At 62.8% G+C, this 14,359-nt stretch carries 17 protein-coding genes and 1 pseudogene; 5 read left to right on the top strand and 13 right to left on the bottom strand.

Translation table 11 applies throughout. The features are described 5' to 3' along the window. Positions 1-14: 14 nt before the first annotated feature. From ABG82_RS09420 to ABG82_RS28220, 5 genes are all read right to left on the bottom strand, one after another. Complete coding sequence (locus ABG82_RS09420) at positions 15-731, bottom strand: hypothetical protein (protein ID WP_109475847.1); 717 nt, start codon at positions 729-731, stop codon at positions 15-17. A gap of 72 nt (positions 732-803) precedes the next feature. Beyond that, positions 804-1,979, bottom strand: coding sequence for a hypothetical protein (locus tag ABG82_RS09415; protein ID WP_052510898.1), 1,176 nt, complete (start codon positions 1,977-1,979; stop codon positions 804-806). Further along, positions 1,963-3,411 (bottom strand): phage portal protein, encoded by a 1,449-nt coding sequence (locus tag ABG82_RS09410; RefSeq protein ID WP_065212764.1) that lies wholly within the window; start codon positions 3,409-3,411, stop codon positions 1,963-1,965. The genes ABG82_RS09415 and ABG82_RS09410 overlap by 17 nt, the downstream gene beginning before the upstream one ends. 13 nt (positions 3,412-3,424) lie before the next feature. Next, a complete protein-coding gene (locus ABG82_RS09405) occupies positions 3,425-5,077 on the bottom strand; it encodes a terminase (RefSeq protein WP_043075835.1) in 1,653 nt (550 codons plus the stop codon). Between the two features lie 9 nt (positions 5,078-5,086). Next, complete coding sequence (locus tag ABG82_RS28220) at positions 5,087-5,557, bottom strand: phage terminase small subunit (protein WP_054416702.1); 471 nt, start codon at positions 5,555-5,557, stop codon at positions 5,087-5,089. 199 nt (positions 5,558-5,756) lie between these two features. Between ABG82_RS28220 and ABG82_RS09395 the strand changes: the two genes are divergently transcribed. Then, positions 5,757-6,479, top strand: coding sequence for a hypothetical protein (locus tag ABG82_RS09395; RefSeq protein WP_043075836.1), 723 nt, complete (start codon positions 5,757-5,759; stop codon positions 6,477-6,479). 7 nt (positions 6,480-6,486) lie between these two features. Here the strand turns inward: ABG82_RS09395 and ABG82_RS09390 are convergent, their stop codons facing one another. Continuing rightward, the gene (locus ABG82_RS09390; RefSeq protein WP_234707961.1) at positions 6,487-6,750 is read right to left on the bottom strand and encodes an HNH endonuclease; all 264 of its coding nucleotides are present in this window, start codon (positions 6,748-6,750) and stop codon (positions 6,487-6,489) included. A 166-nt stretch (positions 6,751-6,916) separates the two neighbouring features. Here ABG82_RS09390 and ABG82_RS09385 point away from each other — a divergent pair, with 166 nt between their 5' ends. Next, positions 6,917-7,720, top strand: a complete 804-nt coding sequence (locus ABG82_RS09385) for a hypothetical protein (RefSeq protein WP_131676215.1) — start codon at positions 6,917-6,919, stop codon at positions 7,718-7,720. Positions 7,721-7,808: 88 nt separating this feature from the next. Here the strand turns inward: ABG82_RS09385 and ABG82_RS09380 are convergent, their stop codons facing one another. Then, positions 7,809-8,240, bottom strand: a complete 432-nt coding sequence (locus ABG82_RS09380) for a hypothetical protein (RefSeq protein ID WP_052510900.1) — start codon at positions 8,238-8,240, stop codon at positions 7,809-7,811. A gap of 353 nt (positions 8,241-8,593) precedes the next feature. Here ABG82_RS09380 and ABG82_RS09375 point away from each other — a divergent pair, with 353 nt between their 5' ends. The 3 genes and pseudogenes from ABG82_RS09375 to ABG82_RS28925 form a co-directional block, all read left to right on the top strand. Further along, complete coding sequence (locus tag ABG82_RS09375; RefSeq protein WP_043075838.1) at positions 8,594-9,025, top strand: hypothetical protein; 432 nt, start codon at positions 8,594-8,596, stop codon at positions 9,023-9,025. A 120-nt stretch (positions 9,026-9,145) separates the two neighbouring features. Next, complete coding sequence (locus tag ABG82_RS09370; protein ID WP_043076090.1) at positions 9,146-9,409, top strand: toxin HicA; 264 nt, start codon at positions 9,146-9,148, stop codon at positions 9,407-9,409. Continuing rightward, a pseudogene (locus ABG82_RS28925) lies at positions 9,402-9,737 on the top strand (type II toxin-antitoxin system HicB family antitoxin); the annotation flags it as partial. The gene ABG82_RS09370 and the pseudogene ABG82_RS28925, both read left to right, overlap by 8 nt. 232 nt (positions 9,738-9,969) lie before the next feature. On the opposite strand, the gene ABG82_RS09360 reads toward ABG82_RS28925, so the two are convergent. From ABG82_RS09360 to ABG82_RS09335, 6 genes are all read right to left on the bottom strand, one after another. After that, on the bottom strand, positions 9,970-10,938 hold the full coding sequence (locus tag ABG82_RS09360; protein ID WP_043075839.1) for a hypothetical protein: 969 nt from the start codon (positions 10,936-10,938) through the stop codon (positions 9,970-9,972). A 276-nt stretch (positions 10,939-11,214) separates the two neighbouring features. Beyond that, entirely contained in the window at positions 11,215-11,643 is a 429-nt protein-coding gene (locus ABG82_RS09355; RefSeq protein ID WP_234714673.1) for an XF1762 family protein, read from the bottom strand. Positions 11,644-11,663: 20 nt separating this feature from the next. Continuing rightward, positions 11,664-12,191, bottom strand: a complete 528-nt coding sequence (locus ABG82_RS09350) for a hypothetical protein (RefSeq protein ID WP_043075840.1) — start codon at positions 12,189-12,191, stop codon at positions 11,664-11,666. Between the two features lie 79 nt (positions 12,192-12,270). Beyond that, on the bottom strand, positions 12,271-12,648 hold the full coding sequence (locus ABG82_RS09345) for a hypothetical protein (protein WP_043075841.1): 378 nt from the start codon (positions 12,646-12,648) through the stop codon (positions 12,271-12,273). Further along, positions 12,648-13,505: a hypothetical protein gene (locus ABG82_RS09340; protein ID WP_043075842.1), complete on the bottom strand. Its 858-nt coding sequence runs from the start codon at positions 13,503-13,505 to the stop codon at positions 12,648-12,650. The genes ABG82_RS09345 and ABG82_RS09340 overlap by 1 nt, the downstream gene beginning before the upstream one ends. A gap of 175 nt (positions 13,506-13,680) precedes the next feature. Beyond that, a complete protein-coding gene (locus ABG82_RS09335) occupies positions 13,681-14,295 on the bottom strand; it encodes a hypothetical protein (RefSeq protein WP_043075843.1) in 615 nt (204 codons plus the stop codon). Positions 14,296-14,359 lie beyond the last annotated feature (64 nt).

The raw sequence follows: 14,359 nt of genomic DNA, 5'->3' as shown, positions 1-14,359 counted from the left end.
GTGTCACCTTCTTTCTAGGTTTTGGAGGGGAACCGCTTTGCGGCAGCGGCCCTTCCGGCTGTTCCGGGCTTGTCTGCGGACTGATGCCCGGTGCTGTGCTGGCCCCAGAACGGCTGCTGTTGCTGCTGTTCCTTTTTCTGGCCGAAGATGGCGGTGAGTTTCCCCATCACCTTGGATTCGTCGATCTCGCCGTTGTCCCCGACGAACTTGCCGGGGTCCACACTGTCCAGCCATTCGGTGAGCTGGTCACCGGAAAGCACCTGCGAAGCTGCCGATTTGAGTTGACTCGCGAGCAGCTTGGGCTTCCAGTCGGCCTCGGTGGCAGCACGCGCATCAGCAGCCGCCTTGTCGGTGGCCTCCTTGAGCGCAAGCTCGCTGGCGTCCATCTGCGCCTTCTCCAGCTCGGCGTTGCGCTCCTGGAGCTGCTGTATCTGCTCAGGGGTAACGCCAAGGGTGGTAAACGCTTTGGCCTTTCCTTCGTGCTCACGCGAGTAGTGCTTCCAGTACGCGGCCTGCTGAGCATCGGTCATCTGCGCAACCGGCGTGTCTGCCGGGAACCCCTTGTCGGAGCCACCCTGCGAAGCGCCTTGACCAGACTGGGCGCCGCTTTCTGCGCCAGCGCCGCCTTCGTCGCCGTCCCCGGAGCCACCCATGACGGGCCAGACCGGGCCGCGGCTAGTGAAGCCGATTGCCTGTACGTGAGTGAATGGATGGATCGGTAGATCGGACAACGTGACTCCCCATGTCGGGAATTGGAACCCATGACGGGTCGACCACCGGGTTCGGTGGAAGTCTTTGCGGCGCTATGCCGTGAGGTCGGCGCGCAGCTTGGCGATCTGCGTGCGGTGGTAGACCACCTGGGGCGAGTTCTCGGCAGCGCCGTTGGCGGTCAGGTCCGCAAGGCTCTGCTCCAGGCCCGGCAGAAGACGCTGAGCGATCTGCGCCTTGGTCTCAGACCTGTTAGCACCGGGTGAGTTCGGCTGCGCCGCACGTTTCTTGGGGTCGCGCGGCTTGTAAGGCTTCTTGGGCACCAAGACCGGCCCGAGTTCGCCGTGGTGGTCCACCTGGTAGCGGGTGCGTTTCAGGTGCGCGGCCGAGGTTCCGCCGGCATGCGTGTAGAGCTGTGACAGATCGGCGGCGTTGAGCTCGTCGGCCGGATCGAACTCGGCTGTGACTGCAGCGATCGTGCACTTGCAGTGCGTGTGGATCGGCAACAGCTCAGCGACGTGATAGATCCGATCCGCCGCGGCGATGCACAGCCCGCACGCGCCGCTTCGTGACATCTCTGGGTGGATCACGCGGCGGTATCCGGTGATCTTCGCTTTGTCGAGGTTATCGAGATCGACAACCTGGGCGAGCATTTCGGCCTGCGCTAGCCGCTGGGCGAGCATCAGGTTGTCGTCCACCAGGGTGTCGATGCGTAGTCCGGATTCCCGTGCTGCGTCCTCGCGGGTGCCACCCTCTGATTCAATCCAGCGGAACCCGACCGCGGGCCGGGTGAAGATCTGCTCGGTGCTCATGTCATGGACTGACACCTCGGTGCCCGATCCATCGGCGTAGTCGACCTTGCTCGGCTCGCGCACCAAGCGCAGCGCGCCGCCGTGCACCTTGACGCCGCGTGCGCGTACGTCGAGCGGATTGGTCGGCTGCGCCTTTGTTGGCACGCCCATCACTGAGAGCTGCTGGGTCATTGCGGCGGCAGCGCCCCGTACGGATGCGGTCTGGGCGGACTGCATGACGCGGGCCGCCTGGGTTGCGAAGTCCTGCACCGATTGGTCGCTATACGGATTGACCGTCGCCCACAGGGTGCGCAGCGCTGATTTGGCGTAGGCCGCGGCCCGCTCGCGTACCGCGATGATGCTCGTCGATGACGCCGTCGCGACGGCGAGCACCGCTTCTGACTTCGGCTTGGCCTGCTGTGCGGCATACGCCGCGGCAGCCGCAGCCAGTGCGTCCGAGTAGCTAACCGGCGCCGACATCTGTCGTCACCGCAGTGGCGGGCGCAGTGGGCGTGCTCGGTGTGGTGGGGGCGTTCAGTAGGAGTATCTGCTCGGCGGCCAGCTGGGTGATGTTCTCTTCGGCCTCCTCGGGGGACATCTCCCAGATGCGCTCGCACCGCTGCTCCAGTGACAAGGTTCCGACGGACTGGGCCGACGCGGATGCCTTCTCCGCCAGTGTGCGGAACTCGATCGGGCCCCAATGCAGTCTGAGCGCAGGCCCGCGGTCCTGCTTGGCCAATGCAAAAACGATGCGCCACAGCAGTTTGACTCGTGGTGTGATGCGAGCGCGGCGGTCTCTGACTTTCGATGTCGCCGATTCTCTGATGAGCCCCGCACCTTCTGCTGACCCGTTGGCGGCATCCGGTGTGATGAGATGCAGCGGGGTGCTGGTGACGGCGGCGAACTCCTTGACGTCGTCGCGCTTGGCGTTGGTGATCCCCGAGAAGTCGGCTTGCTGAGATTCCCAGATCTGGAAGTCCTTGGGGATCCGCCACAGCGACCCGGGGCCCGCCTTGAACAGCTTGTTGAAGTCGACGGGCTCGCTTCCGGGCTCGTCCTCATCGTCCTCGTCTTCATCACCCACCAGAGCGCGTTGGCGCAGTGCTTGGTACCAGAATCCGATGATGCGTTGCAGCGTCACGTCGTTGATTCGGTCGAGCAGGTCGATGTGTGGTTCGTACTCGCCGAGCTCGAGCGCATTGTCGAACCGGACGATCGGGATGCCGCCGAGCTCGTCCAGCCCTTCGATCAGCTCCGGTTCGGTCGACACCGGATTCCACTGGGTGCCCTCCAGCACGAAGGTCCACTTCTTGCCGGGCAGGAACAGGTAGCTCCGATGCGTCTCCAGAATCGGGTCCCATTCGCGCACCAGTGCGGCGCGTAGCCGCACGGGATTCTGCAGATCTGGAAGTCCGATGCAGCGCCGGGGGTCGATGGCGTGAATGGTGGGCACCGGCGTGCCGGGCACGACCATGCCATAGCCCTCCGCCATGGAGAACACGTAGTCAAGTAGTTCCTTGAATACGGCCAGGAAACCCGACTCTTCCATGACCTGGGCGGCGAAGTCATCGCCATTGGTATCGGAGTCCGCGGTCGTTGAAACTGCCTGCAGTTCCATGCGATCGAGCATCGCGTTGACGCACATCGGCGCGTAGTTGCTTCTGGCCTTGCGCAACACATCTCGAAAGCAGTCCTGGTACTCCTCGGCAACCAAGGGAAGTGGCGGGTCTCCCGTGCGGTAAGACCACAGGGTGTCGAGCACCTGATTGCGGGGGCGCGAGTATCTCTGCACTCCCCCGCACATATCGGCAGTTGGCCGTAGCCTTTTGTCCGACCAGGGTTGGCGCATGACGGCGGTGAATTTCGCATTCAGCAGCACGAACCAGTCATACGGGGCGAGTGCATCGGTCAAATCCCAACCCCTCCTATCTGATTCGCTCGAACACCTGCTTGGACGTGCTTTTCACGAGTCCCATGACTTCCATGCGCGCCTGCCAGGACAAGATGGATGCCATGCACAGGTCGAACTTGCGGTCCCGGTGCAGCTTGCCGAGTATCCAGAGCTGCGAGCCAGTCTCGGGGTCCACGCGTTTGAGGAAGTGCTTTCCGGCGTTGCCGACGTGGCGCACGAGGTCGCCGTCGTCATCCTCGTTGTGTGAGATCCGGCCGGCGGCAATGGCATCGGCGTAGGCCTGGATCGTCTTGATCATTCGGTCCTGTTTGTTGGTCCAGAACTCCTGGACGATGGGCCGTTTGGTGATCCGGCTGTCGCCGTACCGAACCGCCCAGTCGCCGATCGTCGAGTTCCAGTGCGGCGGGTCGGCGTACATCAGCAGTACTCGAGAGGTCTTGAATACCTCGCGGACCGCGTCGTCGACTTCCTTCTCATCGACTTCCCAGTCCTCGGCTGCCTCGAGCGGCTTCTCGCACAGATACGCCTTCTGCTGCATGCCCGTTCGCACATCGGTGACAACCAATCCAGTGGCATCCCGGAATCGCGCGCCGTCGAACCCCAAGGTGACAAATGCGCGGCGCGGAATCCACACCCCTGGCAGCCCCAGCGCCTTCCAGCGCCGGATGTTGAACGCCTGTGCACCCTGCTGGGTCCAGCGGTTGGTCCACACTCGCTCGAGGTATGACTTGTCCGCCTTGGGATCGTCCCACTGGGCTGCAAGGTCTTCCAGGTCAGTGCGTGCGGCGAGTTCGGGGCCGGAGGCCTCCCGGATCGCTTCAACCCGGTCCTCGAACTTGGTGAGGTCCCAACCGTCGGAGGCTTGCCGGTGGAAGTAGAACATACGCGGGCGTTGCACCTCGCCGCGCTTGATGGCCTCGGCCAGGAAGTGGTCATCCTCTGCCTGCGAGTTCTGCCCTGGCTCGCCCGCGGTTGTCGTAGACAGCGACCAGGGGTCTTGCGCCATGCGTTTACCGAGGTTGGCTTCCATCGTCGTGATGGCCGCTTTGTGGTTCGGTAGATACAGGCGGTGGGTCTCGTCGTAGCCCTGAAAGGTCGTGCGACCACCGTCGCGAGAGTTCGGTGCGTTGGCCAGGGCGACGGCCTTGCCATCGGCCTTGCCGTCCTCTCCGATGCGCAAGATGCGCTCAAGCGCGGCGTCGAACAGATCGGCATCCACGCTCTCCTCGCAGATAACCTTGAGAGCACCGTAAGCGAGTTCTTCAACCTGGTCCTTGGTGTTGGCCAACAGCGGGATGTACGGGTCCACCACCGGCCGGCCCTGGGCAAGCCCGCACGGCGCGTCCTCGTCGAAGCCGTTGAACCGCACCGGCGATTCTGGGTGCAGCTCAAGGAACGCGACCAGCGCCATGAACTCGGTTTTGGCCGAGCCTTTACGCCAGGACACCGCGACTCGCTTGAACCGGCGCCGCCCGGCGCGCGGATGGCCCTGCGGCCACACCTCGTAGGCGCGGTAGAGCACGTAGCGCCAATCCTCGCCCAGAACCAACGGCTGGCCCTTGAGATCACCGGGCCCATGGCAGGCCCGCTCCTCCAGGAAGTCGCACAGTTGGTCCCCCAGCGTGGGGAACAGCTCGCCGGTATCCGGCGGGACGATCAGCTCCAAGGTGATCCGCTACACGGCGTGCAGATTCGCCCGCGCAACACGAGGATCAGGCTTGGCCGGCGCCTTCTTGGCCGCGGCCTTCTTGGCGGCTCGACGTTGTGCGGTCGACTGCGCCGCACCCTCGCCGCGCTCGATCTCCCATTGCAGCGCCCGCCGCGACATAGGCGTCAGGCCGCACTGTGAGAGCAGCTGACGGATTTCGGCAGCCAAGGCCTTGCACTCATTCGGCAACGTGCTCGAATGCCAGAACAACTGCATCAACCGGGCCACCATGTACAGAGAGTCGATATCCGAATCAGTCCACTCCGGAACCATCGGCGACGACCACGCCCGCTTCCACCAGTCCTGCACCTGCTGATGCCACCGAGTGCCCTTGGGCAGATCCGGAATGGTCGGGTTGGCCTGGGCCTTGAGTACTGCGCGAGTAGTTGTCGTGTTCCGCCGAGCACGTAGTGAAGGGTCTTTTGAGGTACGCGGCATGGCCGAACTCCTATGTCAGGATGATTGACTCCCATGTCGGGAATGTCGTTGCGCCACAGGCAAATGCCCGCGATTTGAGCAGGTCCGGAAAATATGGGGATCCGTACACGGCGAAATTCACAGTGCGTTCCGGCTGCCCAGGCGGGTCCGGGGAGGGGGTAGTGGCCTGGGGGCTAAACCTCCTGCGAGGATGCGAGCCATGTGTGCAGCACTCATCGGGACCATCGGCTGGCTCTGGCATGTGGTGTCAAGTCTCTGGGAATGGTCTGCCAATCATCTGCCCGGCTTCGCGGGGAAAACTGTAGAGAACGCCGTCTCGCTGGCGACTGTCCTGGCTCTCGGCGTTGCATGGTGGCAGCTGACGCTCGCACGCCGGCAAGCTACAGGTCGAGTGCTGAGCTTCGGTGCGTGGCGACGCGAAGGTCAGTCCGAGGAACCCGACGGAGTTCTGTACGAACTGTGCGAGGCAACCATAAAACTTGTCGGCAACCGCACCCTCGATGTCGTCTCCGTTCACGTCGAGGTCGACGGGGCCGTGGTGCAGCCCAAACAGATTGACGGCACGAAGCCCTTTCAAACCATGCCCGCCTTGACTCCCGCAGACAAGACTGTGGAGTGGAAGTTCTATCTGCCGGTCAACGACATCCCCAAGGCATGGTGCGTGCTGTCTTGGCAGGAGCCGCGCAACGGAGGACTAAGGACACAGGCCGTGCGCCAGCGTCTCGACCTCACAGATACTGCAATTTACGAATGGCGGTGGTTTATCTGGCATCAGCAGCGGCTACGGTTCCGCCGTTGGGCCGGCACGCATGGCCCCAGGTTATTCCGACGAATCTTCGGCGCTCCCAGGCCGCTTGGCAGGTACGAGCAAGTTCGTAATCTGGAGCTGCTCGACGGTGAAGGACCATTCCAGCAGCCCTAGGCGCTGGTCACCTGCGGTCCGCGGTCCTGGCCTTGTGGTCATTGCAGGGCTGGCATGCAGCGCGCAGGTTCTTCGGATCGAATGCGAGATCAGGCCGACGCGATGCAGGCTGCTCCTTGTCCACCACGGTGGCCCTGCCCGTGCAGATCCCCTCGTACTGGATGCGGCAGCGGTAGCGGTCTCGGTCCAGGATCTTCGGGACCAGCTCTCGCCATCGGCGCTGACTGGTGATCTGACTCGAGGCCGTGCGTGGCCCGCTCCACGCCTGCATGTGCTCAGGGCAGTAGCGAGTGAAGCGGATCAAGTTGGGACATCCGGACACTGGGCAGGGACGCGAAGCCCTCGGCATGTCTACGTTCACCTCCTGGATCTGCCCCACGACGCGATCGCCCCGTCTACGATCACGAGCTGACAAAGTTCGTGACCAAGGGGGCAGCGTGTCTGACCAGGCCGAAGCGGAGACGGGCACCGAAGCTTGTCCAAAGCGGCGAACTGCGGCGCGGTTCGGCAGTCTAGTGTGTGGTGTTCTATCGGCCGGATTCCTGATCATGGCACTACTGGCCGCCCCTATCGAATCGGGCTCTAAGGCCGAATGGCTCTCTGGCATAGGAACACTCACCGCAGTTGTGGTGGCGCTGTGGCAGACAACCAGTATTCAGAAGCAAGCGAAAGAGCAATCCCATGCCGCCCTGGAACGCCTTGAGCGTGAACTCAAGGCAGCCGAGGATCGATCCAACGCGAAACTTGAAACCGCCACGCGCCTGCACCAATCCGAGTTGGAGTCGCAACGCGAACTAGCCAGGATCCAACGGCTACATCTTCAAGAGCAGGAGTTCAAACTCGCTCTCATCCGAGTATCGAGGACTATCGACGCCTACTGCCGTGAACTCACCGCAATGCCCTATCTAGATGTACAGGCAATACCTAAGACCTATAGCGACCAGGTCGATGCCCGTCGTGCAGCACGTGAGGCACTCAAGTCACTGGCACGGGATGTGCATCTGGAAATCACTGGTGCGCAGATGCTTTCGCAGAACGATAGCCTTCGCGAATCCTTGGATATTGTCAAGCAAGCAATGTCACTCGCCCGCACAGTTGCCGAGCGATACCGAACAAACGCTACATCCAAAACAATCCCTGACCCCCTACCGATCTGGAATGCCCGGAATGCGATCCAGACGGCGATCCGCGACACCATCAAAATGGCTAGCGAGAGCCTCCATGCCGGCTGGGAACAGTGACTCGCCTTCTTGCTCCGATCGAGTGGGTCGGCGTCATGGGGTGGCCTTGCCGGATGAGCCGCATTGGGCCGGTTGACGCCCGGCGTGCTCAGCCCGGCTTGTGAGATGCGCAGAACGCGCGAGCAGCCAGCAGCCCGGCAGCGATCGCGGGCACGTCGTCGGTCGAGAATGGGAGTGCTGCTCCCACGATGGTGACCTGATCGCCTCTGGGGGTGCGGCGCATACGGATCTCGGCGGGCGCCCATGGTCGGTCAGTGAGCGGGACACGCACCGAGTAGGTGCCGTGCCGATCCCGTTCGACCGCTGGCAGTTCCAGAAGCTCGAAACCCAGATCCCTTATGCCAGCCGGTAGTACGGCGGCGATGCGGTCGGCGACTTCGCGCGGCGAGTACGTGACCTCTCGGCGTTCCTGCGTGAATTTCTCGACCACCACGGTCGACAGCAAGTTCGGGATGCCCGCGATGAAGCCAGAGAGTGCGGCCCGTATTCGCGTATCGAACACATGTTCGATGTTACGCACTGACGCCGCCTTGCGTCGAGAGGGCCTACATATACGAATGGGGCAGCACCACCACTTCGGCGTGCCGCCCCATCCTGCTGAGATCAGCCGGGCGCTCTACCGCTGAGCTACAGCCCCATGCGTGGAGCTGGCGGGATTCGAACCCGCGACCTTCCGATTACTTTTAGGTTATCGCGCATGTCCGACAATCGGAAACCATAAGAATACGCCCAGGTCAGTGGCTCATTTTGGGCATAGTTGCGCTACTGCTGCCTGGATTCTACGAGGCCAGAGAGCTAATTACAAGCCTGTCATTTCGGCGTGTCGATGCAGATAAGCGTGATCGCTGGGACGTTGCTCCATACCCTCGCGGCATGAGCACCGTTGAAATATTGGCCGATCTACCGCCGGAAGAGCCCATTGTGGACCCGCACTGGTTGGCCCTGGCGGGGACTTCGCTCTTAGCCCTCGTCGCCATCGGCGGACTCGCGACCGCCTATGCGAGATTCTCTGACGACAGAGAAAATGCGGAGCCGTGGTGGCCGTTCGCGGCCGGCTTGCTTGGCCTTTTCGAGTACTGGAGAGCACTGGGGTCGGCCTTCGACGATCTACCCAGGATTGGGCTCGCCGTTGCGATCATAGCCGTGGTTGGAGCACCAACCCTCGTCGTGGCTAGCCGTGCGCGAAAGCGCGGGGAAGCCGTTTTTATCGCCGCCGCGGCGGTCTTCGTATTCACACTCGTCGGCTTGCCGGCCCACGATGCACCGCATCACCACTATCCGCCGCCGGCCTCCACGTACCGATAGTCCTATCGGAGCACTCCCAGCAACGCAGCGCGGGCGCCGGTGGTCGCTGACCCGACTCCGGTACGGAATATCCGCGTGAACCATGGCATTAGTGATATCACATGCGATATCATAGGGTACATGGCCAAGCTGGCGAAGATTGAGGCGCAGATGCGCGAGGCCCCGACGAATGTGGCCTATAGCGATCTGGTCAAGGTCTGCGATCACCACTTCGGCCAGCCACGCCAGAAGGGAACGAGTCACGCGGTGTACAAGACCCCGTGGACCGGGGATCCGCGCGTAAACATTCAGAATGATCACGGGAAAGCGAAGACGTACCAGGTTCGGCAAGTCGTCGCCGCAATCGACAAACTCGAGGGGATGAGAGGTGAGACAAATGGATAACCACTACACCTATCGAGTCGTGTGGTCACCAGAGGACGAGGAGTTCGTCGGACTCGTCGCCGAATTCCCGTCACTGTCCTGGCTCGACAAGGACCGTAGAGAGGCCTTCGCGGGCATCGTGCAGCTAGTCGACGACGTCTTGGCCGATATGGAGGAAACCGAAGAAACTCCCCCTACGCCACTCAGCGAGCGCTCCTACAGCGGAAAGTTCTTGGTCCGAAGCTCGCCGGCGCTCCATCAGCGGCTGACCACCGAGGCGGCAGAGCAAGGCGTCTCACTGAACCAGTGGGTTGTTCAGAAGCTCTCAGCAGAGCCGCGTGCGGCGAGCCCATCCACTCCAATGGGGTCGCGACACAATCCATCTCCCTTTGAAGCCGCCCTCGTGAACGAGATGTACGCATCTGCGGCAAATAGGATTCCGACCAACTTCGAGCGCTTTCGGCACAGGATTTCACAGATCGTTGATGAAATGTATGGGCGGACTGTCCAATACGACCTCACGGTACCTCCAAACCAGTACCTCGTAAGCCACCTTGAATCTCTCCCGTCGACATACGTGGTCATGCACTCGCACGACGACGCTCCCGCCGACGATGAGTCGAGTTTTCACCCTCATTGACCTTGGCCATCACGTCGTCGTAGGCGTAGAGCTTCTTGCAGCCTGGCGTCCAGGTCTGGTTGCGCTGCCCGTCAGCGTGTAGGTAGGACCGTGGCGCGACTCGGCCAAGCACCTTGTAGAAGGTGGCCGATGCTGGGGCCTCGCCGGCGAGCTTCATCATGCGCAGCACGTCCGCTCCCGTCATAGGCTGATCGCGGGCACGGGCCCGCATGTCGTCGCGGAGTTCATCGACGCCGTACGTCGATCGGCACCGCGGGCACGCGACGACGGTCTCGCCCTTCTCGGCGTACAGCTTCACTCCACAGGCGAGCGGGACACCTTCGTCGCTCTCCCCCATCGACTTCGAGCACTCCCCGAAGAGTTGGAGCTCTGGGCGGTCGATGGCCTTATGCGCCTTCCTGGTGAGCGCTACGAGTTCGTCGTACAGCTCGGCGGCGTTCTCCTCGGACATGATCGCCAGGAGGTTGTGGGCCAGCCAGCGCGCCATATCCGCGCTCGTCGCCGTGTAGTCGGCGGGGATGCGGCGCCACCCGGGCCGCAATGGGCCGATGAAGTCGGGCTCCACCGAGTCCAGCGGCAGGAACCGAATGCGACACCCCTCGGTGATCTGCTTGACCCACGAGGTCAGCTCGGCGTGAATCTTGTGACGCAGCTTCGATGCCCGGCTATCCGGGAGCAACGGCATGGAGTCGGGGGCCGTACGCACGCTGCTCGAGCCCATGCGGGTCTGCAGATAAGCAGACTCCATGAGGCGGTCCAGATACCAGATGATGCCCGGCTCCTCCCCCTGCGCCTCGGTTGCCTTGCGGCGGGACACTTTCTGACCTACCAGCAGACGCCGAATTGCCTTGCCGCAGTTCCAGCACAAGAACAGTTCGCAGCGTTCGCCACAACGGGTGCACTCGGTCATACGGTCCTCCGGTACTCGATGACGTCAAACTCGGATTCGTCTTGGTCTTCCAGCTCGGCAATCGCCTGCAGTACTGGAGATTCCACGCCATGTTGGGGCATCAAGCGCCCACCTTCAGTCGGCCAACGCACGGGCAGTCCTTGAACCCAGCCCCATTGGGGCGCGGGCACTTACGTCCCGCCGGGGCCTCGCAGTCCGGGCAGTCGCGGCGGATCGCTTCGTTCACGTCGTACGGCCCAGGCCGCTCCGGGCGGCCGGTATCTTCCCCGTAGTCGCTCACACGGCCTCCCAGAGAGTGCGCTGGAGCTGATGCTCCGTCGAATCCACACGAGGGCGCCCAGGCATGTCCCATCCCTTGCGGGCCTTGCGTTCTGCCACTACTCGCCACCCGGCGGCACGGAGCGACACTCCCGGCTCTTCGCCGCGGGTGTAGGTGATCAGCCGGCGATATCCCAGCGCCTTAGCCGCACGCCACGCTGCGGCGTACAGCATCGAGTTCACATTCCGCGCGCCCTCGACCGTGCACGTTCGGTTGACCTCCAGCGTCCAGCCGTCATCGAACAGCCGCGCCACTGGACGCCCGATCATCGCGACGCCGACCACCCTGCTGTTGTCTGCAACACCGACACTGAACTTGTGACCCCGCGGCGGTGGATGGTGCCGATGGTGCTGGGAGACAAACTCACACGCTTCACCAAAAGACATTGGGCACAGCATCAGCGCGCTCACAGCGGGATCACCGGACCGATGTAGTCCGAGACCGACTTGCCGGTCATCCCACAGCTGCACGCACCTGCGCTCCCAACAAGCTGTCTTACTGATTCCTCGATGTGCTTCTTGCAGTCATCACACAGGTCGTAGACCTTGTAGTGATCCGGGTCGCCTCTTCGAACCCACCCATGGATGCGGGCCGCCCACTTCGCTTCCTGTTCACATCGATTCTCGTGACACGGACATACGACGAACAGGCACTGGCATGCCTTCGCGCCCATGCCGCCGACGATCTCGGCGATGTCGATAGCGGGACGCTCTAGGACGCCCGTGGAGCCCTCAGAACCCCCACGCGCACCCAGTTCCACCACCGCGGCGGGGTTTGTGGCGCTGTGGACAAGCTGGGCGGCAAGCGCGCAGCGCTGCCCGAACTCCCCAGGGTCACAGGTAAATCGCTCTACCCCCCTGCGCGCGATACCCAACGTAAGACGAGATTCCCAAGGTGAGTAGTTCTTCGTCAGTCCGTCCGTCCGTCCGTGCATTGCATGCGAGCATTGCTCGTGGTCGATGCTTGGGCGATGCTCTAAGCAATGCTTGGAGCACATGCTTACAGCAGATGCTTTAGATGGCACTGAGACTGGCCCCACCCTCATCTCCTCCCTTCTTTCCCCACCGGGCCGCAGCGCCCTTCATGGCCCGCTCTCGCCGCTTCTTGGCCGCCTCATCGGACAGCTGGTAGTCGTCCCAGTCCTTGATCTGCCAGCCACCGGGGGCGACGAGCCACAGACTCACATTGACCAGGCGCGTGGCATCGGCCTTGCGTGCGTGGATGAATGGCAACGCGGCAGCCGGGATGTAGCCCGCGGTCTCGTGCTTTCCGCAGTAGCCCAGCCCGAAGTGGAACACCGCTATCGCCCGGAACTGGTTGTCGGCCACCAGCTCCAGAATCTTCGGATGGTCGGCTAGTTGGGTATCCAGCCGGATCCACGGCAGTCCCACTACGAGGCCTCCTGGTCGGTCATTTCTGACTTGGCTACGGCCACAAACTCGGCCAGCTTGGCGTCGTATTCGTCCAGATGGCGTCGTACAGATTCGGTGCTGTTGTGCCGATTCGCTATGCGAAGCACTGCATCCTGGAGCCCGCCAAGAGTCAGCGCGGCCTTCCCAATACGTCCAAGAAGCTCGAGATTCACATGGTTTCGTGGAGTCCAGTCGTAGTCGCTCCAGGAGATCCGGGCGCCTATGGCTTCCTCTATGAGCTTGAGGCGTTCGGCTGCCTGGCCACTCTCAGGAGCTTCACGCATCCGGCGCTGCACCTCCTGGGCGATGCGGGCTTCGCGATCGTCATCCATCTGCTTGGAGCGCTGGGTTAGCGACTCCCGGATCTCCTGCGCGCGCAGAGTGTCGTAGCGGGCCATGAGCGAGCGCATCGCGTCCCACGAGGGTGTGTGATCGGACTTCACGGCGGCCGGCGTGTGGATGGCCATCCGGGTCTTCGACCTACCCGGAGACATCAAGCCCCAACCGGGCGGGAGCTCGCCGTCCTGGACGATGGACAGGTCGCTCACCACCAGCCACCAGGTGTGGCACTGGTCAGCCCACTGGTCCGCCTTCCCGGGCTTGTTCAGCTCATTGAGCCAATCAGAGCGGCTGACCTTGAGCTCGTGGCCGACCAGGATGCGCCCACTCGATGAGGTGAACCCGATATAGATGGCATCCGCGCGCGCGGAGGCGCCCCAGGTGCCGTTGCCACCCACCTCGTGCAAGAAGACCCCACCAGGCAGGGGTTGACCGGGCTTGATGTAGTGCCGACGCAGAAGCGCCAGCAAGTCAGCAGTTTTCAGTGTCGACGCCATCAAAACTCCATCGAGTCGCGCAATTCGGAACTTTTGGGTCGGATTGCGAATTCAGTGCAGTCACACAGGCCGCCACCTCGCTCGTAGGTCGGCCAGCGAACGAAGTGGCAGTGCGGACCCAGGGACCCCTGGTGGTGGCTCCGGGTATGTCCGCACACACATGTCGGGTTGTCGGTCATGCCGCTTGGCCCTTCCGTCGCAGTTGTGTCTTCAATGAATCGAGTCGGATGCTCATTGCTTCGGCGATCTGCTTGTCGTCGCCGTGGACCCACTGGTAGTCCTCGTACTCCTGCATCCAGGTCGACTTGCCGCCGAGATCCGCTGCGACGCTGGGGTCATCGATGGAGTCCTCATCCCATGCGAAGGGAACGGGCCATCGGTTCGCGCTCGCGTGCCGGCGGGCTCGCTCCGAAGGCCCTGGTGTCAGGTGCAGCCGAGTGAATAGTTCGGCGATCTCTCGGGCACGCCGGGCAAGTACGCGCTCGCGTTTCAGGGTGCTTAGGAGCACGTTGCGGTGAGTGCCCATCATCTTGGCCAGGGCATCGAAGCTCCACCCGATCGCCGCGAGCGCATGTAGTCGCCTCACGGTGCCGACCGCGCTCACATACCCAGTGCCTGCGAATCGCCCAGGGATGGGGATCGTGAGAATGCATTGAGCGGTGAGCTTGCGAACCGAGTCGTACTCGCCATACCGGATCAGGCGCACGCCGTGCTCACTCATCTGGGCCCGCTCGGCGATGTGCGCCCACGGCAATCCGGCTGCGTGAAGCAGATCTAGGCGTGCTCGCACGGGCGCGCTATCGACGTACCCTCGCTCGGCCAGCTCGTAGTGCTGCTTGCAAAGACCTTGCCGG

The sequence above is a fragment of the Mycobacteroides immunogenum genome (assembly GCF_001605725.1).
GTDB lineage: Bacteria > Actinomycetota > Actinomycetes > Mycobacteriales > Mycobacteriaceae > Mycobacterium > Mycobacterium immunogenum.
This window is presented reverse-complemented; position numbering and strand designations above follow the sequence as displayed.